This is a genomic window from Nocardia sp. NPDC003482 (genome assembly GCF_053588115.1).
This window is the reverse complement of record NZ_JBSFPI010000002.1, coordinates 227,822-249,662: the sequence shown is the minus strand read 5'-3', so window position 1 is coordinate 249,662 and position 21,841 is coordinate 227,822. Positions and strand designations below refer to the sequence as shown.

The following is a 21,841-nucleotide window of genomic DNA, read 5'->3' as shown; positions in this document are numbered from 1 at the left end:
AGCAGGGCCGACGCCTCCGGCCTTCGCCGCCCGTTCGCGGTAGGGGTCAGCCGCGCGTCCGCTTCGCCGCGCGCCGGGCGGCCCGGCGGGCCAGCTCCTCCCGCTCGATGACCGCGGCCAGCTCCGGGGTCGGCGCGGTGCCGCCGAGACGCGCGGGCACCCAGCGCGCGCCCGCGGGCATCTCGTAGTCGCGCTGGGCGAGGTCGAGGAGCGCGGACATGCGCGCGCGCAGTTCCGCGGTGAGCTCGTCGGGCGAGCCGTGCGGCGGGACGGGTTCGCCGATCCGGATGTGGATCGGAAAGCGGTGGCGGCCCAGCTGTTTGGGGATGTCCTTGGTCCACACGCGCTGCGCGCCCCAGATCACCATCGGGACGATCGGCACGTCCGCCTCGAGCGCCATGCGCGCCGCGCCGGATTTGAACTCCTTCAGCTCGAAGCTGCGGCTGATGGTGGCCTCCGGATACACCACCACGATCTCCCCGTCCCGCAACGCCGTCACCGCGCGCTGATAGGACTCCGCGCCCGCGGTGCGATCCACGCCGATCGCCTTGCACTGCTTCATGAGCCAGCCGACGATGCCGTGCTCGAGTTCGGCCTTCATCATGTAGCGGACGTTGCGGCCCGAATTGCGGCCCACCAGACCGACTTCCATGAAGTCCAGATAGGCCGTGTGATTGACCGCGAGCACGGCCCCGCCGGTGCGCGGGACATGGCGCTGCCCTTCGATGTCGAACCGCAGGCCCTGCGCCCGGAAGATCGTGCGGACCAATCCGGTCAGGACGTCGAAGACCAGTTCCCGCGCCATCGTTTTCCCGACCTCTCGTGCCTACCCTTGTTCGCCCGGGGCCGCGGCGCGTTTGGCCCCGCGCTCCGCGACCTCGGCGGCGTCCAGCGCGTTCGCCTCCTCGAGGGTGGGAGCGCTGCCGCCGAGCCGAGCCGGAACCCAGTACGCGCCGGGTTCGTGAACGTAATCCTTTTGCAATTCTGCCAGCAGTCCTTGCATCACCTCGCGGAGCCGTGCGGTCAGCTCCGCGGCCGGGCCGCCGATGTCGTCGCCGGTCACCGCCGGGGGCTGGATCGGTTCGCCGACCGCGATGGAGATCGGGGTGTTGCTGCGGCCCAGCCGTTTCGGATGACCCTTGGTCCACACCCGCTGCGCGCCCCAGATCACCATGGGGATGATCGGCACGCCCGCCTCGATCGCCATCCGGGCCGCGCCGGATTTGAAGTCCTTGATCTCGAAGCTGCGGCTGATGGTGGCCTCCGGATAGACCCCGACCAGCTCACCGCGGCGCAAATAGTCCACCGCCGCCTTGTAGGAGTCCGCGCCCGCCGACCGGTCCACCGGAATGTGCTTCAGCGCCCGCATGATCGGGCCGCTGATCCGGTCGTCGAAGACCTCCTTCTTCGCCATGAACCGGATGTAGCGCTTCGGGGTGCGCGCGGGCAGCCCGGCGTAGGTGAAGTCCATGTACCCGGTGTGGTTGATGGCGATGACCGCGCCACCCTCGGCGGGGATGTTCTCATCCCCCTTGACGTCGAATTTCAGGCCCTGCACGAAGAAGACGGTGCGTGCCAGGCCGATGATCGTCCGGTAGACGGGTTCCACAATTCCGCTAGCGTAGTCGCTGCCGCATCAGGTACCGAGTACCGCGTAGGAAAGAGGTTCGCCGTCGTGCAACGCCCCCCATTCATCGTCGGCGCGATCGCGCTGTCGGCCGCCTGCCTGCTGGCGGGTTGTGATTCACGGGTCGGCATCGAGGGCACCGACTGGACCGAGTCGGCGCCGGCGACCACGACGCGGGAAAGCGCCACCGCCCAACCGGTTCCGCCGCCGGTGCCGGTCACCGCCGCGCCGGGCGAGGTCGCGGTCACGGTCGCGCTGACCAGTCCCGACCCGGCGGCCGCCGACGCGCTCACGCGCTGGGCCATGGACCTGCAACAGGTTCCGACGCAGACGCTGGTGCGGCGCTGCTGGACCGTCGCCCCGCGCAATGTGGAAACGATGTACGCCGACCAGGAGAGCATTCTCGAGGCGCTGAGCCGACCGGGCGTCGACGACGGCACGGCGATCGTGTGGAAGAACCCCCGCGCGGGCGTCAGCGTGGTCGCGCAGCGCGCCGATATCGCCACCGGATACGCCTGCCCGCGCGTGATGCCCACGGGCACACCGGTTTTCGACGACGCCGAGGCCCGCCACACGGTGCGGCGGTACCTGTCCCGGCTGAGCGGCAAACCGCTGGACCCGGCCGATACCGAACCGGCCCATCCGCTGGTGTGCTCGGCGACCACGAGCTGGGATCCCACGGGCAGTGGTCGCGCGACGGCCGCGCCGCTGGCGAGCGCCCCGGCCAAACTGGGCACGGTGAAAGCCTTCGTCGACGACGGGCTCACCTCGCAGGCGCTGGGCGGGGACTACACCACGGTCTCGGTTCCGGTCACGCCCGCCACCGGCGCCCAGCGCGAACGGACCTTCACGCTGAAGTCGAGTGAGCAGGGCTACTGCATCGGCGACGTCTCGGCCTAGCCGCTACCCTGGGTGGCCGACATCGGTTCAGGAGGGACATCTCACGTGCAGATCACCAGCGTCGGACACGCCGGATTCCACATCCGCACCGCGGCGGGGACGATCCTCTGCGATCCCTGGGTGAACCCGGCGTACTTCGGCTCGTGGTTCCCGTTCCCGGACAACACCGGCCTGGACTGGGACGCGCTGGGCGCGGTCGACTACCTCTACGTCTCGCATCTGCACCGCGACCACTTCGACGCGAAGAACCTGCTCGAGCATGTGAACAAGGACGCCACGGTGCTGCTGCCGGACTATCCGGTGCCGGATCTGCGGCGTGAGCTCGAGAAGCTCGGTTTCCACACGTTCTTCGAGACCGAGGACTCGGTGAAGCACACGCTCGCCGACGGTCTCGACATCATGATCATCGCGCTGCGCGCGCCCGCGGACGGTCCGATCGGTGACTCCGGTCTGGTGGTCTCCGACGGCGAGACGGTGTGCTTCAACATGAACGACGCCCGGCCGGTCGACATGGACCCGCTGCGGGAGTCGTTCGGCCACATCGACATCCACCTGCTCCAGTACTCGGGGGCCATCTGGTACCCGATGGTCTACGACATCCCCGCCCGCACCAAGGCCAACTTCGGCAAGCAGAAGCGCCAGCGCGGGATGGACCGGGCGCGCAGCTACATCGATCAGGTCGGGGCCACCTGGGTGGTGCCCTCGGCCGGGCCGCCGGTCTTCCTGGACGACGAGCTGCGCTACCTCAACGACACCGGCGACGGGGCCGAGACCGGCAACATCTTCCCCGATCAGATGGTGTTCCTCGACGAGATGCGCGCGCACGGCCACGAGGGCGGGGTGCTGATGATCCCCGGCTCGGTCGCCGACGTGCGCGGGCGCGAGCTGTCCCTGAGCCACCCGTTCGATCCGGCCGAGATCTGGAGCGACAAGGGCGCCTACATCGAGGCCATGGCCGACCGCCTGGCCCCGGTGCTCGCGGCCGAGAAGGCCACCTGGGCAACGGGAGACGAGCCGCTGCTGCCCCAGCTGAAGGACCTCTTCGAGCCGATCATGGCGCAGAGCGATCTGATCTGCGACGGCATCGGCTATCCGGTGGGGCTGGTGCTCGGCGAGGAGACCGTGGTGCTGGACTTCCCCAAGCGGGTCGTGCGCGGGCCGATCGACGGCGAGGGGCGCTACCGCTACGGCTTCCGCATCCATCCGGACCTGGTGCGCACGGTGTTGCGCGATCGCGAACCCGATTGGGTGAACACCATTTTCCTGTCCACCCGGTTCCAGGCGTGGCGCATCGGCGGCTACAACGAATTCCTCTACACGTTCTTCAAATGCCTCACCGATGAGCGCATCGCCTACGCCGACGGCTGGTTCTCCGAGGCGCACGACGATTCCGCGTCCACCGAACTCGCGGGCTGGGAGGTGCAGCGGCGCTGCCCGCACCTCAAGGCCGACCTGTCGAAATTCGGTGTGGTGGAAGGCAATACGCTCACCTGCAATCTGCACGGCTGGCAGTGGGATCTGGAGAGCGGCCGCTGCAAGACCTCCAAGGGCCACGAACTGCGGGCCCGCAAGCTGTAATCAGGCCGGGCGCGCCGCCGCACGGGCGCGTTCCAGGACACGCAGGGCCGCCACCGCGTCGCGCGGATCGACCGGGACGGGCGCGCCGTCGAGCAGGGCGGCGGCCACGCCCGCGTAGAAGGCGGGGTAGTCGCCCGGTTCGCTCGGCACGCGGTGGGTGTCGCCGTCCACACCGAGCAGACCCCAGTGCTCGGGTTCGACCGTGCCCCAGGGTATTCCGTCGCCGGGGCGGCGGCCCGCGCGCAGCGCGTCCTCCTGGGGGTCGAGACCGTATGTGACGTAACCGCTTTCGGAGCCGAGCACGCGAAAGCGCGGGCCCAGTTGCGGGGCGACGGCGCTCATCCACAGGTGCGAGCGGACGCCGGAGGCATGGGTGAGGGCGACGAAGGCGTCGTCGTCGGCGCGCACCTCGGCGCGGCGGGCGTCCAGTTCGCAGTACACGTCGGTCACCGGACCGAACAGGTGCAGGGCCTGATCGACCAGGTGGCTGCCCAGGTCGTAGAGGATGCCCGCGCCCTCCTCGGCCGCGCCGACCTCGCGCCAGCCGCCCTTGCTCACCGGCCGCCAGCGCTCGAAGCGGGATTCGAAGCGGCGCACCGCGCCGAGGCTCCCGTCGTCGATCAGGCGGCGCAGCGTGCGGAAGTCGCTGTCCCAGCGGCGATTCTGGAAGACCGTGAGCATCCGGCCCGCCGCCTCGGCCGCCGCGATCACCTCCTCGCCCTCGGCCGCGGTCAGCGCGAAGGGTTTGTCGACCACCACCGGCAGTCCGGCGGCCAGGGCGTGGCGGGCCAGCGCGGCGTGCGTGCGGTTGGGGGTGGCGATCACCGCGAGATCGATACCGGCCGGATCGGCGAACAACTCGTCCGCCGTGGGCACGACGCGCACCCCGGGATGCTCGCGGCGGGCCTGTTCGGCGCGCTCCGGCGAGGACGTCACCACGGCCGCGACCCGCAGGCGCGGCTCGGCGGCGATCAGCGGCGCGTGGAAGACCGATCCGGCCAGGCCGTAGCCCACGACGGCGACCTCGAGTGACGACATGGCACCCATTGTGCCCGCAAGATCAATTCCGGCCGGGATGTTCGACCGGGATCCAGCCGTTGGCCGCGAAATCGCCCTCCGGCACGCCCGCGCCGACCAGCCCGCGCGGCTCGTTGAGATCGCTGATCAGCTCCGAGACGGGATGCGAGTCGCTGTAGTGGTAGCCCTGGGCGAGCGCGAAACCGAGTTCGGTGAGCACGGCCGCCTGGTACTCGGTCTCCACACCCTCCGCGATCACCTGGAGATCCAGCGATTTGCTCAGCGCCGCGATGACGCCCAGCAGCGGCGGCGCGGGGGAATCGGAGCGGATCGCGGCGACGAAGGACTGGTCGACCTTGAGGATGTCGCTCGGGATGGTGGCCAGCCTGCTCAGCGAGGAGTAGCCGGTGCCGAAATCGTCGATGGCGATCCGCACGCCGCGCTCGCGCAGCTTGTGCAGATTGCCGATGGCGGTCTGGGATTCGGCGGCCAGTTCGCTCTCGGTGACCTCGAGCACCAATTGCGCGGCGGGCCAACCGGTGTCGGTGAGGATGCCGGAAACCCGGTCGGCGTAATCGGTTTCGGCCAGTTCGAGACCGCTGACATTGACGTTCAGGGTCAGATCGAGCTGGGCGAAGGTCTCCTGCAGCCGGGCGGCGTCGGCGCAGGCGCGGCGCAGCACCAGCTCGTCCAGATCGGCGATGAGGTCGTACTCCTCGGCCACCCGGATCAGGCCCTCGGTGGTCACGTCCGGTTGGGCGTTGGACGACCAGCGCAGCAGCGCCTCGACGCCGACGGCCTTGGTGCCGCCCTCGGTCAGGCTCACGATCGGCTGGTAGTGCACGTCCAGCGCGCCGGTGTCGATGGCCTCGCGCAGTTCCACCGCCAGCGGCAGCTGCCGCGAGGATTCCAGCACGGTCCGGTTGCGCCCGGCCTGCTTGGCCCGGTAGAGCCCGACGTCGGCGCGGCTGACCAGCAGCGAGGCGGATTCGCCCGGCTGCCAGGAGGTCACGCCCGCCGAACAGCCCGTGGTCACCGCGGCGCGCAGCTGCTCGGTCAGCAGGATCGCGGCCTGTTCGGTGGTGTTGGGCAGCAGCAGCGCGAACGCGTCGCCGCCGTAGCGGGCCAGCCGCTGTTCGGGGGCGAGCAGTTTCGACCAGGTGTCGGCGACCCGTTGCAGCACCGCGTCGCCCGCCCGATGGCCGAGGTGGTCGTTGATCTTCTGGAAGCGGTCCAGGTCGACCAGCACCAGCGCCAGGCCCTGCCCGGTGCGCCCGGCGTGTCCGATGGCGCCGTTGAGCGCGCGATCGAATCCGCGTCTGTTCAGCAGACCGGTCAGCACATCGATATCGGCGTCGGAGGCCATCCGGGTGAGGATGCCGACCACGATGCCCACCCCCACCGTGACCCCGGCCGGGATCATGCCCGACCACCACGGCAATTCGCGCGAGGGCACCACCCACAGGCACAGCAGCACCGCGAACGCCACATGCGCCGCGACCCACTGCCAGGCGAAGAAGATCGCGGCGTCGCAGGCGATGAACACGTAGAACGCCGCCAGGCTGATCGCCCCCACGGTGTTGGGGAACCAGTGCACGGCAATGGTCACCAGCACGGTCGCCACCGCCACGTACCCGTGGTGGATCGAATGCGGCAGCCGCGGACCCCAGATCAGCAGGCTGACGCCGAGCAACAGCGCGGTCGCCGCCGCGGCGCCCACCAACGGCCGGTTACCGTCCGAGCCGGGGGCGATCGCGGTGATGAGCAGGCCCAGCACGCCACCCATGACATAGAACGCGCCGGTGGTTCGCGCCATGACCATTGCCGTCGCCAGCGCCGATGCGGCCCGCACTCGCGTGCGGGTATCGCCGCGCGACCCGATTCCTCGCACGGTGCATAGCCTAGAGCCAACTGACCTGAGCAGTAGTCACATCCGGGGGAATCGCCGGGCAAAGTCGCGCGCGAACGCCCCGCTACCGCAGGGGTTCGAGCACCTCGCGGCCCACGAACGGGACGAGCGCGGCCGGGACCCGCACCGAACCGTCGGCGCGCTGGTGGTTCTCCCACAGCGCCACCAGCCAGCGCGTGGTGGCCAGCGTGCCGTTGAGGGTGGCCGCGATCTGCGGTTTGCCCTTGTCGTCGCGGTAGCGCACGGACAGCCGCCGGGCCTGGAAGGTGGTGCAGTTCGAGGTGGAGGTCAGCTCGCGGTAGGTGCCCTGGCTGGGCACCCACGCCTCGCAGTCGAATTTGCGCGCGGCCGAGGAGCCGAGATCCCCGGCGGCGGTATCGATGACCCGGTACGGCACCTCGATCGCGGCCAGCATGTCCTTCTCCCAGCCCAGCAGCCGTCGATGTTCGGCGTCGGCGTCCTCGGGGCGGCAGAACACGAACATCTCGACCTTGTCGAACTGGTGCACCCGGATGATGCCGCGGGTGTCCTTGCCGTAGCTGCCCGCCTCCCGGCGGAAGCACGACGACCAGCCCGCGTAGCGCTTGGGCCCGGCGCTCAGATCGAGGATCTCGTCGGAGTGGTACCCGGCCATCGGCACCTCGGAGGTGCCGACCAGGTACAGGTCGTCCTCCTCCAGGTGATAGATCTCGGCGGCGTGCTGGCCCAGGAAGCCGGTGCCCGCCATGATCTCCGGCCGCACCAGCACCGGCGGGATGACCATGGTGAATCCGTTGGCGACGGCCCGCTGCGCGGCGAGTTGCAGCAGCCCCAGTTGCAGCAGCGCGCCGTAACCGGTGAGGAAGTAGAACCGCGAGCCCGAGACCTTGGCCCCGCGTTCCATGTCGACCAGGCCCAGCGCCTCGCCGAGTTCCAGGTGGTCCTTCGGCTCGAAGTCGAATTCCGTTGGCGCGCCGACGGTTTCGAGCACGACGTAATCGTCCTCGCCGCCCGCGGGCGCGCCCTCCTGCACGACGTTGGAGATGGCGCGGTGGGCGGCCTCGAGGTCCGCGTCGGCGGCCGACTCGGCGGCCTCGGCCTCCTTGACCTTCGCCGAGAGTTCCTGACCGTGCGCGAGCAGCGCGGGCCGTTCCGCCGGGGACGCCTTGCCGACCTTCTTGCCCAGCGCCTTCTGTTCGGCGCGCAAATTGTCGGCGGTCGCCACGGCGGCCCGGCGCGCCGCGTCCGCCGCGAGCAGGGCGTCCACCAGCGCCGGGTCCTCGCCGCGGGCGCGCTGGGAGGCGCGTACGACGTCCGGGTTCTCGCGCAGGAATCGCAGGTCGATCACGAGCAGCCAGCCTATTACCCGGACACGGCGCGCGCCGAACGGGATCCGATCGTGGCGGGGGTGACCGCGCGCTGCCATCATGGACCCCGATGTCCTCCCACGATGTGCCGTCCCAGGAGCCCGCACCCGGCGCCGCGCCGCGGACCGGTCCCGGAGCCGCGACGTCCCGGCGGCGTGCGTCGGGGCGGATCCATCTGCCCGCGCACAAGTTGCGCTGGGGTCTGCTGGCCATCGCCATCGGCGCGGTGGTCGCGGCGCTGGTGACCTTGTCCATCTCCGGTTTCCGCAGCAAGCACGGGTTGGAGGCACACGATCCCGGCGGCCCGCCGCCACCCGGCCGGGCCAATACCGCCTTCGGCACCGCGCGCTCGGGCGACTGCCTCACCTGGAGCAATCCCAAGACGGTCGACCTGACCAAGGTCAACTGCGCGGACAAGCACCTGTTCGAGGTCACCGCGGACATCGACCTGAGCGCCTACCCCGGCCGCGAATTCGGGCCGGGCTCACGGTTTCCCGACACACTGCGCTTCGGCGAGCTGCGCGACGAGCACTGCGCCCCCGCCGCCGCGGCCTATCTCGGCGGTCGCTTCGATCCGCGCGGACGCTACGTGATCGGCATGATCAATCCCGGTGAACCCGGCTGGCGCAACGGCGATCGGACGATCCGCTGCGGCCTGCAACTGGTGAGCGCGACCGGGAATCCGACCCAGCAGACCGTCGGCCGGGTCCGCGACAGCGATCAGTCGCGCGTGTTCGAACCGGGCACCTGCATCGGCATCAATCAGAGCCTGCCCACCAACGAACCGGTCGACTGCGCGAAACCCCATGCCTACGAGGTCATGTCGGTGGTCGACCTGGGCGCGCACTTCACCGGCGGGCCGCCGGGCAACGACGATCAGGACAAGTTCATGCAGGACGAGTGCGCGCGCGTGGCGGGCGACTACCTCGGCGGGCAGGACGCCCTGATCAACAAGACGCTGACCATCTTCTGGGACAACCTCGACGCGCGCAGCTGGCTGGTCGGCAGCCACAAGCTGAACTGCCTGGTGGGCAAGGGTTCCCAGCAGGGCTTCTCGACCATCACCGGATCGGCCAAGGGCGACATCATGATCGACGGTCAGGCGCCGGTGCCGCCGCCGAGCTCCGGCCGCTCCACCCCCGCCCCCCTACCCGGCGCGGCCCCCGCCCCGGTCCCCCAGCCGCGGTAGTCGCTGTGGCCGTGCGGATGTCGGAGGATCGGTTCGAGGAGTTGGTCGCCGACGCGCTGGACCTGATCCCGCCGGAACTCGCCCGCGCGATCGACAACGTGGTGGTGTTGATCGAGGCCCGCAACCCCGAGAATCCGGGGCTGCTCGGCCTCTATCACGGCATCGCGCTCACCGAGCGAATCGACAGCCATTACGGCGGAGCGCTTCCCGACACGGTCACGATCTACCGCGACGCGATCCTCGACGTGTGCGACAGCGCCGAGGAGGTGGTCGAGGAGGTCGCGATCACTGTGATCCACGAAGTGGGACACTATTTCGGCATTGACGAACACCGCCTGCATGAGCTGGGATGGGGCTAATCTTGACCCGCGGAGTGGGTCGAGCCGAAAGTAGGTGTGGGCGCGAGGGAACCGGGGCCGGGGTCGTCGCGTCCAAGAACTCGTAGGGGGAATTCTCGTGGTTCCACCGACGGGCAGGCGTATGTCGGCCCGACAGAGCTTCAGCCGCCACTAGAAGGAGTTCGGGTAATGGTTGGCCTCGTGAAATTGGAGCCGGCGGTCGTCCTCGCGGCCGCGGCGGAACTCGATCTACTGGCCGAACGACTGGCCGCCGTCGCGGGGCTCAGCGGTCCGGCGACCCATGTCGTGCCGTCGGGCGCCGAGGAGGTGTCGTTCCTGGCGGCCGGCCACTTCAACGACGCCGCGCTCAGCCACGACCGAGCGGTGGCCCAGGGCATCCTCGAACTGCACCACGCCGCGATGACGTTGCGGCAGCAACTGGCCCAGTTCATCGCCGACGATCTCGGGAACGCCTCCGGCGTCGCCGCGGTTCTGTAAAGGGGAACATCGTGACCGCAGGAATCACCGGGGTGTTCTGGCTGCCCCGCATGGCCGAGGCCAACTCGATCTCGCTCAACGCCGGCGCGCACGCGGTGCCGATCTCGGCCGCCGCGACCGCGTGGGGCGCGCTGACCGCCGCCTGGGTGGACGCGACCGCGACCGTCGCGCGCGTGATGGCCGAACTCGGCGTGGGCATGCAGGGCGTCAACGGCATCGCCGCGCTGGCCCGGCTCACCGGCTTCACCGGCTGGGCCGAACAGCAGGGCGTGCTCGCCGCCGCGATGGGCGCCAAGGCCGCGGCCAACGCCACCGCCTACACCGTGGCCTCGCTGGCCATGCCCAGCCTGCCCGAGATCGCGGCCGTGGACGCGGCGCGCGTGGCCGCGCACGCGCACGGCGGCGATCTGGACGGCAGCGCCGAACTCGCCGAGGCGGCCAAGGCCGCGCTCGATCTGCGCGCCGCGCTGGTGATGGAGACCTACGAGGCCGCCACCACCGCCGTGGTCACCACGCCCAATCAGTTCGCCATGCCCCCGGCCATCGCCAACGGCGCGGGCAACGCCGAGGCGAGCCAGAACGGCGACGCCGCCTTCGCCGACGGGTCCAGTGATCCGGTGCAGGCGGCCGCCGCGGCCGCGCAGGCGTTCCTGACCAATCCGGGCGTCGCGAGCGCGGCCACCCAGGCCGCGCAGGTCGCCGGTTCGGTGGCCAGCACCGGCGTGACGACCGCCGGGCACGCCGCCTCCAGCGCGATCGCGGCCGCCACCAGCGCGGCGGCGCCCGCCTCGACCGGTGTGACGCCGATGATGGCGGGTGTGGGCGCGGGTGCGGTCGGCGGGGCCGCGGTGGCGACCCGGGCGGTCTCCTTCGGCGGCGCGGTCGGCATCGGCAACGGCGCGGGCACGCTCAAACTGCCCGAGGGCTGGGGCGCGGGCAATGTGCTCGGCGGCGGCAACGCGGCCGCGGCCACCCCCGCGCCCGAGGCGCCGACGGTGCAGGTCGGCGGCCCCGCGCCCGCGCGCTCGACCGCGACCGGCGGCAATCCGCTGCTCGGCCACCAGGTCCGCGAGGACGAGGAGGAGGACGGCGAGCACAAGGGCAACGACTACCTGCGCGGCGAGCACTTCGCCGACGGCCGGGTCATCGCGCCCGGGGTCATCGGCGGAGATCGCTGAGTGACGGTCCTCGGTGCGGGCCGCGGCCCGTCCATGCTCGAGGCGGTGCCGCTGGCCCTCGACGAGATGCAGTTCCTGCTCGAGACGCTCGGCATCGATGAGGTGCCGGTCGTGCTCGACGCGATGGGCCGCTACGACAATGTCGCGGACCACGACGCGGCGATGGCGGCCGCGGCCGAATCCCTCACGGCGCGTGGGCTTCTGGTGGACGGCGAGGTGCACCGCGATCTCGCGGACCGGCTGCGGGCGCTGTACCGCCCGCACTGGGTCGTAGCGCTGCGCTGGTACATCGCCGACCGGGTGAACCGCTTCTGTCTCGCCAAGGGCGACGACCTCGAGGTCGTCGTCCTGCGCGGGCCGGACTCATACGTCGTCGACGAAACCGGGCACGATCTGCCCGGCACGGTCATGGCCGCCCTCGGCGCGGGCGAACCGCTCGAACTGAGCGGGATGAACGCCCTCACCGAGGAGCTCAAGCCGATCTTCGCCGACGCCGGGGACGCGGCGGCCACCGCCGAACGCCTCGCGAAGGTGGGCAAGCCCGCCCGGGACGCGCAGGTGCTGGCCTCGGCGATGGTCGAGATCCATTCGCACGCCTCGGTGGTGGGCGTCGTCTACGGCGACGGCACCCGCGATCTGGCCGACGGCATGGTCTCGGTCTACAACACCCGCCACGGCCGCTTCATCGCCGTCACCACCCGGTCCGAGGACGACGTGCTGTGGACCTCGATCGCCAGCGGCACCACGGCCCGGCTGCGGACGGCGTTGAAGGACCTCATCGAGAAGCTCCCGCTGCGCGCGGATTTCAAGCCGGATCCGGGCCCGGCCTGATCGGTCAGCCCATCGGATCGTCGGCGGTGGGCTCGACCTGGTAGGCGAACGGCGGGGTGTAGCTCCCCCAGCGCAGGCAGTCCCAGCCGCCGTCGGCGCGCGGCGCGAGTTCGATCGTCTCGGTGTTGTCGAGGTGGTTGTTGGTCGTGAACGGCGGGGCCACCCCGCTCAGCACGCGCGCGGCCAGCCGCATGGCGGCGCCGTGGCTGACCAGCAGGATGTCCCCGGCCTCGCCGTCGCGCAGATAGGTGTCGCGCAGCTCCTCGAGCACCGGGAGGTACCGGTCGAGCACCTCCTGCCCGGATTCGCCGCCGGGCACCCGCACGTCCAGCTCGCCCAGATGCCAGGCCCGGTAGATCCGCTGGAACCGCTGATGCGCCGCCTCGGAACTGAGGCCCTCCAGGTCACCCGCCTGCACCTCGTACACGCCGTCGAGCACCTGCGCGCTCACCCCGGTGACCGCCTCGATGTGGGCCGCGGTCTGCCGGGCCCGCAGGGCCGCCGAGCTGAACAGCCGGCGCGGCGGTTCGGTCAGATTGGCGGCGAACGACTTCGCTTGCGCCACACCGCGTTCGGTGAGCGGCAGGCCCGGCACCCGGGTGTCGAGGAGTTTCGCGACATTGCCCTCGGTCTCGCCGTGCCGGACCAGGATCAGGCTGCTCACAGGTCGGCCACCCCCTTCTTCAGATCGTTCAGCCACGCTGCGGCCGGTGCGTCCGGCGGCGGCGCGGAACCACTCGGTGAGCTCGCGGGCCAGGAGCCCAGATAACGGATGCGGCCCGCGGTGCGGTGCAGCGCCTTGAGGGCCTCGGCGACCGCGGGGTCGTCGATGTGGCCGACGCAGTCCAGGTAGAACCGATAGGTGCCCATGCCGGTGCGCGTGGGCCGCGATTCGATGCGGGTGAGATCGACTCCGCGCGCGGCGAATTCGGCGAACGCGCGCATGAGCGAGCCGGGTTCGTTGGTCAGCTCCAGGATCACCAGCGAGGTGCGGTCGGCCCCGGTGCGCGGCGGCGCCGGGCGGGGCCGGGTGACGAGCACGAAGCGCGTGATCGCCTGATCGTGGTCGGCCACGCCGGTGGCCAGCACGTCCAGCCCGAGGCGCTGCCCGGCCAGCGTGGTGGACACGGCCGCGTCGGCGAGCCCGGCGGCCACGTCCTCGGCGGCGGCGGCATTGGAGGCGGAGGTGTGCAGCCGGGCGCGAGGCAGCTTGCGCGCCAACCACATTCGCACCTGCGCGGCCGCGACGGGATAGGCCGCGACGGTCTCCACCTCGGCGAGTTCGACGCCCGGCCGCCCGACGATGGTGAAGGCCACGTCCAGTTCGGTCTCGGCGACGATCTGCAGGCGGGGCCCGACCGCCAGCGCGTCCAGGGTCGCCGAGATGGAACCCTCGATCGAACTCTCGATCGGCACCACCGCGCCGTCGGCCGCGCCGGTGCGGATCAGTTCGAGCGCCTCGCCCTGGCTGGGCGCGGCGATGCGGTCCACCGGACCGTCGAAGACGTCGGCGGACTCGAGTCGGGCGAGGGCCATCTCGGTGAAGGTTCCCGACGGCCCGAAATAGGCGATACGCGGCACGGATACGACATTACTGGTCGGTCGGCGGTAGGCCGGGGGTTTGCCGGGGCCCCGCGGTCGCCAGCACGGCCAGTCCGGCGGCCACGGCCTGGGGTTCGCCGGTCTCCACGGCCAGCAGCACGGTCCGGGTCGCGGCCCTCGCCTCCGGGTGCAGCGAGCGCAGGAAGTCGAGGTCCGGGCCGGTCAGCGCGGCGCGGATATCCTCCCCGCACAGCGCCGCCACGGTGGCCGCGACGACCGCCAGGGCCCGCTCGCCCGAGTCGGCGCGGGCCACGAAACCGGTGTCGGCGTGCGCGATGCGCGCGAGGAAGGCGGCGATGTCGGCATCGGGGGCCGCGGCGTCCAGCACGGGCACGCCCGGATCCGCCGAAACGGGTCGCACCAGCCCGGCGACGAGGTCGGCGGGCCGGCTGGGCGACATGCCCAGCGTGAGCGGGACCGGGGCGGAGTCGTGCGGCACGGTTTCCACCGTAGCGATCGGAATGCTTGCGCGACCGGGACACCCGGGTTAGCTTAGGTTTACCTAATTAGACCGGATCGGTTGTTTCTCGGAGGTATGCATGCGCCGCCCGTCCACGATCGTCGCGCCGTCGACCGCCGAGCGGGTGCGCAGCGCCTGCGCCCACGCGGATCAGGCGATGCTCGCCCTGCCCGGCATCGATCCGGTTCCCACCGCCATGCATCACCTGCGGGCGTGCGGCGACGCCGTGCTGACGGTCGCGGCCGCCTCCCCGGCGACGCGCGCGGCCGCCACCGCCGAATTCGGTTCGCCCGCCGTGCTGGAGCTGACCGATCACGCGCCGCTGGCCCTGCGCGAACCCGTTCGCGCGCTGGTCTGGCTGCGCGGGCGCCTGTACGCGGTGCCCGAGCACGCGCAGCGGGCGCTGGCGACCGAGGTGGCCGCGGAGCATCCCCATCCGGCCCTGCTCGACGTCGGGCACACCACCGTCCTGCTGCGGCTGGTGCTCGATTCGGCGGTGGTCGCCGATTCCGGAGGCGCGGCATCGGTGTGCCAGCGCGAGTTGCGGGAGGCGCGCCCGGATCCGTTCTGGGAGCTGGAATCGGCGTGGCTGCGGCATATGGACGCCGATCACGCGGACGTCATCGCCGATCTCGCCCGGCATCTGCCGGTTCGCCTGCGCGGCGGCACGATTCGCCCGCTGGCCATCGATCGCTACGGGGTGACGCTGCGGGTGGAAGGCGGCGACGGGGATCACGACGTCCGGTTGCCCTTCGAGGGCCCGGTCGACGACGTGCAGTCGCTCAGCCGCGCGGTGCGCATCCTCGCGGGGTGCCCGTTCCTGCACGGCCTGCGCCGAAGTTGAGCGCCGCCACCTAGATTGGCGGCATGATCTCCCCCGCCGAATCCGCGCCGCCCTGGCCCGCCCCGGCGACCGGACGCGAACGCACGGCGATCCGGCTCGAACTCGCGGTCGTCCTGGTCGTCACCTTCGGGCTCAGCGGCGCCAGCGCGCTGCTGTCGCTGGTGGAGAGCGCGCTCGCGCCCGGCGGGGTGGGCGGGCAGACCGTGGCGCTCAATCCGTCGCGGGCCACGCAATCGACCATCGACCTGCTGTATCAGCTGCTGTCCGTGATGCGCCTGCTGGGTTGGGGCGCGCTGGGCCTGTACCTGTTGTGGCGCAGCGGTTTCGGGCCGCGGCTGATCGGGTTGGCCCGAATTCGATTGCGCGGGGACGTGCTTCCCGGGCTCGCGCTGGCCGCGCTCATCGGGCTGCCGGGGCTGGGGCTGTACCTGATCGCGCACGCGCTCGGGCTGAGCGTGACCATCGTGCCGAGTTCGCTCGGCGACCACTGGTGGCGTCTACCCGCCTTGATTCTCGCGGCCGTCGCGAACGCGGTGGCCGAGGAGATCCTCGTGGTGGCCTACCTGCTCACCCGGCTGCGGGCCCTGGGCTGGTCGGAGCGTCGATCACTGCTCGCCTCGGCGGTGCTGCGCGGCAGTTATCACCTCTACCAGGGCCTGGGCGGCGGACTGGGGAATCTGGTGATGGGTGTGATCTTCGGCGGGTACTGGCAGCGGACCACCCGGTTGTGGCCGCTGGTGCTCGCGCACGCCGCCATCGATACCGTCGCCTATCTCGGCTACACCGTGTTGCACGGGCACGTGTCGTGGCTGCCGTGACCGCTGTCGAAACGAGATGAACCCGAACGCGTTCCGGACAGTAGCATCACGATGATGAACGGCGACGACCCCCGGCAGTACCCGCGGACGCGTCGGGTGCCGCCGCCGCACGGCCCCGGACCGCGCCGCCCACCGCCTCCGCAGCGCCCCCCGGGCGACGGACCGGACCGGATCGAACCCACCCAGGTGATGCGGCGCGACGGCCCGGCCGACGGACCGCTGGCCTGGTCGCAGGCGCCCCCGGCCCGGCCGCTGCCGCCGCCCCGCGCGCGGTCCGGTCCGCCCACACACGCGCCCACCCAGCGCCCGGTCCCCTATCGCGAGGATCCCCCGCCGCCCCCGCGCCGGAGCGACGTCCCCCCGCGCGGTCCGCGCGGCGGATCCGGCCGGGCCCCGGCCGAGCGTCCCCCGCGTCGCCGCAAACGCCATTGGGGGCGTTGGCTGTTGGTGATCCTGGTGATCCTCATCGCCCTGCCGGTGGGCGCGGTGATCTATCTGGACCGCTCGCTCGACCGCATCCCCGTCCTCGCCGACTACTCGGGCCGGGTCGGGCAGACCGCCGGAACGAACTGGCTGCTGACCGGATCCGACAGCCGAGTGGGCCTGAGCGCGGACCAGGAGGCCGAACTCTCGACGGGCGATCAATCGGACGCGGGCGGCGAGCGCAGCGACACGATGATGCTGGTGCACATCGCGAAGTCGGGGCCCACCACGATCGTCAGCCTGCCCCGCGACTCGTACGTCCCGATCCCGGGCGTCGGCCGCGACAAGCTCAATGCCGCCTTCTCCGTCGGCGGCCCGAAACTGCTGGTGCAGACCGTGGAGACGGCGACCGGCCTGCACATCGATCACTTCGCCAAGATCGGGTTCGGCGGCTTCGCCGGAATGGTGGACGCGCTGGGCGGCATCGATATGTGCCTGCCCGAGGCGATCGACGATCCGCTGGCCGGCATCAATCTGCCCGCGGGCTGCCAGCATCTGAGCGGACCGCAGGCGCTCGGTTTCGTCCGCACCCGCGCCACCCCGCGCGCGGATCTGGACCGGATGAACAATCAGCGATTGTTCCTGTCGGCCCTGCTGAAGAAGGCGACCAGCGCGGGCACCCTGGCCAACCCGTTCACGCTCTGGCCCCTCGCCAAGGGCCTGGCCGCCTCCCTCCAGGTCGACAACGGCGACCACATCTGGGATCTGGCCCGGCTGGGCTGGGCGCTGCACGCCGACACGGTGGCCACGACCGTGCCGGTGGCCGGATTCGAGGACGTCTCCGGCAGCGGCAACGTACTGCTCTGGGACAAGGCCAAGGCGGGCAAGTTCTTCGAGGCGCTGGCCGCGGACCGGCCCGTCCCGGAGGATCTGCTCACCAAGTGAGCGGGCCGGGGTCGCGGCGGGTGAACCGGGCGACCCCGGGGGCAATGAACGGCGGGGGCCGACCGGCTCAGCGCAGGGTGATCTGCCGGGACCGCAGGCCGTCGCGGGAGCGGCGTTCGTCGGCGGTCAGCGGGGTGTCCGAGGCCAGGGCCGCGGCCAGACGCGCGCCGAATTCCGTTGCGGGCGTGGTCCATTCGGTGGCGTGCCGCTCGCGGTCCAGATCGAACACCGGGACCAGCAGGCCGTGCGTGCGGAACGAACCCGCGAACCGGGAGCCCTCGCCCAGATGCAGGCCGCCCGCCGCGTGCACGCGCGCCAGCGCCAGCATGAGCGCGTCCTCGTCCTCGGGCCGCACCCAGCGCAGATGCGCGCGCTCCCCGGCGTCGACCCACCAGGCCGCGCCGATCGCGTCGCCGCCGAGTTCCAGCCGCGCCGAGGGCATGATGGCCCGGTTGGCCTGTTCGATGGTGGCGGCCACCTGCGGATCGGGCTGCACGCCCGCCGGCACCCACCAGTCGAAGTTCTGGTGCACGGTCAGATCCAGGCCCGCGCCCGCGTCGATCACCTCGCCGAGCGCCGCCGCCCCCTCCCCCGATGTCGCGGAAGCCGTTGCCGCCGAGAGGGAATCGCCGGGCTCCGCGGTCTGCGTCCAGCGGATGGCCGCCGCCAGATCGGCGGCCGGATCGTCGGAGGCGAATTGCGTTTGCGCCGCGACGAATCCGATCGGCTCCTCGCCCGCGCGCACCAGCGCGGCCACCGCGCCGGGCAGCACGGTCGCCAGCGTGACCGGACGCTGCGCGCCCGCAGCGAGTTTCAGCGTCGCGGTCGCCGACGGGACGAACTCGCGCAGCGCGACCAGATCGCATTCGGCGGCCAATCCGGCGAACGGCCGGGTGACCGCCCGCGCCGACTCCTCGTGCGCGGCGCGGCGCGCGGCCAGCCGCTGGGCCCGATTGCTGTCGGGCTTGGGCGTATTTCGCTTCGACTTACCCACGAACGCAGAACCTACAGTGTCGCCCCGGCCCGCGAACGCAGGGGCGCGCCAGGCGGATTCACGCGCTCGCCAGCACCGCCTTGGTGCGGCCGGGATGGTTGGTGGCGACCCAGCTGACCCCGAGATCCGCGCACAGCTTGACGTCCTCGGGATCGTCCACGGTCCAGCAGTAGGTGGCCCGGCCCGCGGCGGCGGCCTTGTCCACCAGATCGGGATGTTCGCGCAGCGTCTTCACCGACGGACCGACCGCGGTGGCGCCCACCGTGGTGGCCGCGCTGCCGCCGAGGTACCGCGACGACTCGCCGAGCAGCACGGTCGGCAGCATCGGCGCGGCCCGGCGGATCCGCCACACCGCGGTCGCCGCGAACGACATCACCACCGCGCGGGCGTGATCGGCCGAGGCGGGGGTCGCGATGCCGAAGCGCTGCAACTCCGCCAGCACCTTCGCCTCCACCAGCGCGCCGTAGCGCACGGGATGTTTGGTCTCGATGAACAGTTTGGTCGGGCGGCTGCGCCAATCGAGCACCAGCGAGATCAGCTCGCTGAGCGTGAGCACCGCGGCGGGCGCGCCGTCGACGCCGAAGTCCAACTGCCGCAACTCCTCCAGCGACATCTCGCTGACCAGGCCGGTGCCCGAGGAGGTCCGGTCCACCGTGCGATCGTGCACGCACACCAGATGGCCGTCCCGGGTCAGCCGGACATCGCATTCGACGCCGTCGGCACCCTCCTCCAACGCCAGTTCGTAGGCGGCCAGTGTGTGTTCCGGACGCGTTCCCGACGCGCCTCGGTGCGCGACCACGAACGGCGCGCGACTATCCCGGCTCACTTCGCCATGACCTCCTCCTGCTGCCGCTCGGCGCTCGGCGCGGACGCCGGTTCCGTCCCGACATCATTCCCGACGGCGGAATCGGCTGCGCGCTCGGCGGACTCGCCCACCGGGTGCACCGGTTCGATCACGGGTTCCACCGGACCCGTGGCGGGCAGCCACCGCTTCGGCGCCCGCACCCGGCCGCGCAGGTCACGGCCCTCGCACAGCCGGACCACCGCGAGCGTGAGCACCGCGACGACGGCCGCGACCAGATCGGTGTAGCAGGTGAAGATCACACCGTCGGCCTGGGCCTGGAGCGAATCGGCGAACCGGAAGCAGAGCGCGGCGAACACCATCGCGCCGTTGAGGATCCACACCCCCCACCAGATCCGCACCGCGCGCAGCACCCGGGCGTCCCCGCCGAGCCGGCGCACCAGTTCGGTCAGGAACACCCCCGGCCAGAGCAGATTCACCACCGGAATCAGGCTGCCGCACAACAGCGTTCGCACCGAGCGCGGATCCGCCCGGCCCGCTTGCCCGTAGGCCGCCGCGCGGGCCCGGACCAGCCAGCCCGCCGCGCCCACCGCGCCGCCCAGCGCGCACAGCGCTGCCAGCCCGGCCGACAGGTACACCGTCGCGTCGGAGAAGAACAGCAGCGCGGGAGGGATGAGCTTGCTCTGATTGCGCAGCACGATGGCGTAGCGGCCCAGTTCGGCGAGGGCGGCCACGCCGAACAGCACCGCGGTCGCGGTCAGCAGTCCGGGGAGTCGATCGGTGAAGCGCGCCAACGGGTTTCGCGGCCCCGCCGGCGCCGGGCGCGGCACGTCGCGCAGCCCCCAGCGCGGCATCTCGGCGTAGCGCGGGGTGCCCGTCGCCGCCCGGGCGGGCGGGCGCGCGGCCCGTCCCTCGCGCGGGCGACGGCCGGGCACCCGGGCCACCCAGCGGTAGTTGCGGCGCTCGGGGGGCGCGTCGACCGGGGCCGGGGACAGCAGCACGCCCCGGCAGCGCGGGCACCAGTGCATGGGCGCGCCGCGCACCGTCCACCGGGCGCCGCAGCGGGCGCAGGGCTGAACGACCGTGCTCACCTGGCACCTCCGCGTTCCATCGACTCGATCCCGCTCAGTAGATCTCGGCCTCGTGGTCGCCCTCGGCGGTCAGCGGCAGGCCCGCCTTCTGCCAGGCCACCATCCCGCCGGTCACTTGGACCACGTCGTAGCCGATGCGGGCCAGGTACTGCGCGACCTGGAGGGATCGGCCGCCCTGGCGGCACACCACGTAGACCTCGCGGTCGTAGTCCAGCTCGTCGGCGCGGGCCGGGATGTCGGCCATGGGGATGTGCACCGCGCCGGGAGCGTGGCCGAGCCGCCACTCGTCGTCCTCGCGGACGTCGAGCAGCAGCGCCGCCGAGGGCACCTCCGTCACCGGCACCGACGGAAATTCGGGGCTCGTCACGGTTTCGATCCTGCCACGGGCGCCGGGCGGGCGGGCAGTTCCCTGACCGACCTACGGTCTGTTTCGGGCGCGATTCGCATATCACATGCCGGTTATGGCCCCGACCTGTGCATATGCCCAGCCCAGTTATCCACATAATCCACAACCTGATCCACAGGCCGGGCAACACGGACCGATCGGTCATCCGCGAATTCCGGGGCGATCGGGGCCGAAGGCCGGACGGCGATCGATCCGAGACTCCCCTCCTCATCCCGGAGCGATCGCCGCCGGCCGGACGCGAGACCGCGAGGCCCCGACATCTACTTGGACGCGGGTGGGCCGCCTCCGGTTCCACCCCGATCCGAAAAAGCCGACAAACCTTGCCGAGAAACCGAAATCCCGGGGTCTTGCAGGGCCGATGGGTAGCCTGAGGGGCATGGACGCGAGCAGGGGGTCGGTGGACGCGATGGATACGACAGCCACATTGGATACGACGGGCCTGAACACGGCGCTGGCCGAGGCCACATGTCTCGGCGTGACGGCCGATCCGGCGGCCGCGCGCATTCGCCTGGAACTCGAGGTGCTCACGCTGCCTACCGACGGGCAGGGCGGGCAGCTCGACGACCGGCACATACACCTCACGCTGACCGGGGTGAGCCGGGTGGCCGCCTCGCTGCGCATGCAGAACTGGGACGACATCGAGCCCAAGGTCTTCCCGCTCACCCTCGAGGGGCTGGGCGAGGCCATCGCGAGTTTCGGCGGCAGCGCGCTGCACGGCTGGGACTTCATCGACGTCGACGACAGCAGCTGGTCGCTGTGGCGCGAACTGCTCAGCTTCGACACCGCGCTGAGCGATCGGCCCGCCGCGCACGTCCTGGAGTTCTCCCAGCAGGAGGGCGTCGATCCGCGCGAACTCGACGTACGGGTCTGGTTCGAGAACCTCGAGATCGAGACCGCCGACGGCCGCCCGATCGCCGCGGCCGACTTCGTCGCGGGCGGAAAGCGCTGGTGGAAGGCGCACGACTCGTGCGATCCGCGCACGATGCTGCCCGATGTGGCCCCGCCCATGTAGGGGCGGGTTGATCCTTCCGACGCGGGGAATTCG

At 71.5% G+C, this 21,841-nt stretch carries 23 protein-coding genes; 11 read left to right on the top strand and 12 right to left on the bottom strand.

Annotation, left to right across the window (positions count from 1 at the left end):
* Window positions 1–46: 46 nt before the first annotated feature.
* A complete protein-coding gene (locus ACWDSJ_RS04325; protein WP_450029183.1) occupies window positions 47–805 on the bottom strand; it encodes a lysophospholipid acyltransferase family protein in 759 nt (252 codons plus the stop codon).
* A gap of 21 nt (window positions 806–826) precedes the next feature.
* Window positions 827–1,609: a lysophospholipid acyltransferase family protein gene (locus tag ACWDSJ_RS04320; protein ID WP_450029182.1), complete on the bottom strand. Its 783-nt coding sequence runs from the start codon at window positions 1,607–1,609 to the stop codon at window positions 827–829.
* Between the two features lie 66 nt (window positions 1,610–1,675).
* On the opposite strand from ACWDSJ_RS04320, the gene ACWDSJ_RS04315 reads away from it, so the two are divergent.
* The gene (locus ACWDSJ_RS04315; RefSeq protein ID WP_450029181.1) at window positions 1,676–2,527 is read left to right on the top strand and encodes a hypothetical protein; all 852 of its coding nucleotides are present in this window, start codon (window positions 1,676–1,678) and stop codon (window positions 2,525–2,527) included.
* A gap of 45 nt (window positions 2,528–2,572) precedes the next feature.
* Window positions 2,573–4,105, top strand: coding sequence for a Rieske 2Fe-2S domain-containing protein (locus ACWDSJ_RS04310; RefSeq protein WP_450029180.1), 1,533 nt, complete (start codon window positions 2,573–2,575; stop codon window positions 4,103–4,105).
* Here ACWDSJ_RS04310 and ACWDSJ_RS04305 read toward each other — a convergent pair whose 3' ends face one another.
* The 3 genes from ACWDSJ_RS04305 to serS all read right to left on the bottom strand — a co-directional run bounded on the left by ACWDSJ_RS04305 (window position 4,106) and on the right by serS (window position 8,358).
* The gene (locus ACWDSJ_RS04305; protein ID WP_450029179.1) at window positions 4,106–5,143 is read right to left on the bottom strand and encodes a Gfo/Idh/MocA family protein; all 1,038 of its coding nucleotides are present in this window, start codon (window positions 5,141–5,143) and stop codon (window positions 4,106–4,108) included.
* A 22-nt stretch (window positions 5,144–5,165) separates the two neighbouring features.
* Window positions 5,166–7,013, bottom strand: coding sequence for a putative bifunctional diguanylate cyclase/phosphodiesterase (locus tag ACWDSJ_RS04300; protein ID WP_387358635.1), 1,848 nt, complete (start codon window positions 7,011–7,013; stop codon window positions 5,166–5,168).
* Between the two features lie 82 nt (window positions 7,014–7,095).
* On the bottom strand, window positions 7,096–8,358 hold the full coding sequence (gene serS / locus ACWDSJ_RS04295) for a serine--tRNA ligase (protein WP_450029178.1): 1,263 nt from the start codon (window positions 8,356–8,358) through the stop codon (window positions 7,096–7,098).
* An 89-nt stretch (window positions 8,359–8,447) separates the two neighbouring features.
* Here serS and ACWDSJ_RS04290 point away from each other — a divergent pair, with 89 nt between their 5' ends.
* The 5 genes from ACWDSJ_RS04290 (at window position 8,448) to ACWDSJ_RS04270 (ending at window position 12,411) form a co-directional block, all read left to right on the top strand.
* Window positions 8,448–9,566: a septum formation family protein gene (locus tag ACWDSJ_RS04290; RefSeq protein ID WP_450029177.1), complete on the top strand. Its 1,119-nt coding sequence runs from the start codon at window positions 8,448–8,450 to the stop codon at window positions 9,564–9,566.
* Between the two features lie 5 nt (window positions 9,567–9,571).
* The gene (locus ACWDSJ_RS04285; protein ID WP_387358629.1) at window positions 9,572–9,925 is read left to right on the top strand and encodes a metallopeptidase family protein; all 354 of its coding nucleotides are present in this window, start codon (window positions 9,572–9,574) and stop codon (window positions 9,923–9,925) included.
* A gap of 168 nt (window positions 9,926–10,093) precedes the next feature.
* On the top strand, window positions 10,094–10,402 hold the full coding sequence (locus tag ACWDSJ_RS04280; protein WP_387358626.1) for a PE domain-containing protein: 309 nt from the start codon (window positions 10,094–10,096) through the stop codon (window positions 10,400–10,402).
* An 11-nt stretch (window positions 10,403–10,413) separates the two neighbouring features.
* Window positions 10,414–11,580, top strand: coding sequence for a PPE domain-containing protein (locus ACWDSJ_RS04275; RefSeq protein WP_450029176.1), 1,167 nt, complete (start codon window positions 10,414–10,416; stop codon window positions 11,578–11,580).
* The gene (locus ACWDSJ_RS04270; protein WP_450029175.1) at window positions 11,581–12,411 is read left to right on the top strand and encodes an ESX secretion-associated protein EspG; all 831 of its coding nucleotides are present in this window, start codon (window positions 11,581–11,583) and stop codon (window positions 12,409–12,411) included.
* 4 nt (window positions 12,412–12,415) lie between these two features.
* Here the strand turns inward: ACWDSJ_RS04270 and ACWDSJ_RS04265 are convergent, their stop codons facing one another.
* Genes ACWDSJ_RS04265 through ACWDSJ_RS04255 form a run of 3 tightly spaced genes read right to left on the bottom strand, consistent with a single transcriptional unit; the run spans window position 12,416 to window position 14,452 of the window.
* On the bottom strand, window positions 12,416–13,075 hold the full coding sequence (locus tag ACWDSJ_RS04265) for a histidine phosphatase family protein (protein WP_450029174.1): 660 nt from the start codon (window positions 13,073–13,075) through the stop codon (window positions 12,416–12,418).
* Complete coding sequence (pheA, locus tag ACWDSJ_RS04260; protein ID WP_387358618.1) at window positions 13,072–13,992, bottom strand: prephenate dehydratase; 921 nt, start codon at window positions 13,990–13,992, stop codon at window positions 13,072–13,074. Before pheA ends, ACWDSJ_RS04265 begins: the two co-directional genes overlap by 4 nt.
* Before the next feature lie 10 nt (window positions 13,993–14,002).
* Window positions 14,003–14,452 (bottom strand): hypothetical protein, encoded by a 450-nt coding sequence (locus ACWDSJ_RS04255; RefSeq protein ID WP_450029173.1) that lies wholly within the window; start codon window positions 14,450–14,452, stop codon window positions 14,003–14,005.
* A 100-nt stretch (window positions 14,453–14,552) separates the two neighbouring features.
* On the opposite strand from ACWDSJ_RS04255, the gene ACWDSJ_RS04250 reads away from it, so the two are divergent.
* The 3 genes from ACWDSJ_RS04250 to ACWDSJ_RS04240 are packed head-to-tail and all read left to right on the top strand — an operon-like array spanning window position 14,553 to window position 17,503.
* Window positions 14,553–15,317, top strand: a complete 765-nt coding sequence (locus ACWDSJ_RS04250) for a DUF2470 domain-containing protein (RefSeq protein WP_450029172.1) — start codon at window positions 14,553–14,555, stop codon at window positions 15,315–15,317.
* A 23-nt stretch (window positions 15,318–15,340) separates the two neighbouring features.
* Entirely contained in the window at window positions 15,341–16,135 is a 795-nt protein-coding gene (locus tag ACWDSJ_RS04245) for a CPBP family intramembrane glutamic endopeptidase (RefSeq protein ID WP_450029171.1), read from the top strand.
* 54 nt (window positions 16,136–16,189) lie between these two features.
* Window positions 16,190–17,503: an LCP family protein gene (locus tag ACWDSJ_RS04240; protein WP_450029170.1), complete on the top strand. Its 1,314-nt coding sequence runs from the start codon at window positions 16,190–16,192 to the stop codon at window positions 17,501–17,503.
* Between the two features lie 67 nt (window positions 17,504–17,570).
* On the opposite strand, the gene ACWDSJ_RS04235 is transcribed toward ACWDSJ_RS04240, so the two are convergent.
* The 4 genes from ACWDSJ_RS04235 to ACWDSJ_RS04220 are packed head-to-tail and all read right to left on the bottom strand — an operon-like array spanning window position 17,571 to window position 20,757.
* On the bottom strand, window positions 17,571–18,497 hold the full coding sequence (locus ACWDSJ_RS04235) for a DUF5926 family protein (protein ID WP_450029169.1): 927 nt from the start codon (window positions 18,495–18,497) through the stop codon (window positions 17,571–17,573).
* Between the two features lie 58 nt (window positions 18,498–18,555).
* A complete protein-coding gene (locus ACWDSJ_RS04230) occupies window positions 18,556–19,323 on the bottom strand; it encodes a glycerophosphodiester phosphodiesterase (RefSeq protein WP_387358606.1) in 768 nt (255 codons plus the stop codon).
* Window positions 19,320–20,390 carry a DUF4328 domain-containing protein gene (locus ACWDSJ_RS04225; protein ID WP_450029168.1) on the bottom strand — a complete coding sequence of 357 codons (1,071 nt, stop codon included), beginning with the start codon at window positions 20,388–20,390 and terminating at the stop codon, window positions 19,320–19,322. Before ACWDSJ_RS04225 ends, ACWDSJ_RS04230 begins: the two co-directional genes overlap by 4 nt.
* 34 nt (window positions 20,391–20,424) lie before the next feature.
* Complete coding sequence (locus tag ACWDSJ_RS04220) at window positions 20,425–20,757, bottom strand: rhodanese-like domain-containing protein (protein ID WP_450029167.1); 333 nt, start codon at window positions 20,755–20,757, stop codon at window positions 20,425–20,427.
* A gap of 415 nt (window positions 20,758–21,172) precedes the next feature.
* Here ACWDSJ_RS04220 and ACWDSJ_RS04215 point away from each other — a divergent pair, with 415 nt between their 5' ends.
* Complete coding sequence (locus ACWDSJ_RS04215; protein WP_387358601.1) at window positions 21,173–21,808, top strand: hypothetical protein; 636 nt, start codon at window positions 21,173–21,175, stop codon at window positions 21,806–21,808.
* Window positions 21,809–21,841 lie beyond the last annotated feature (33 nt).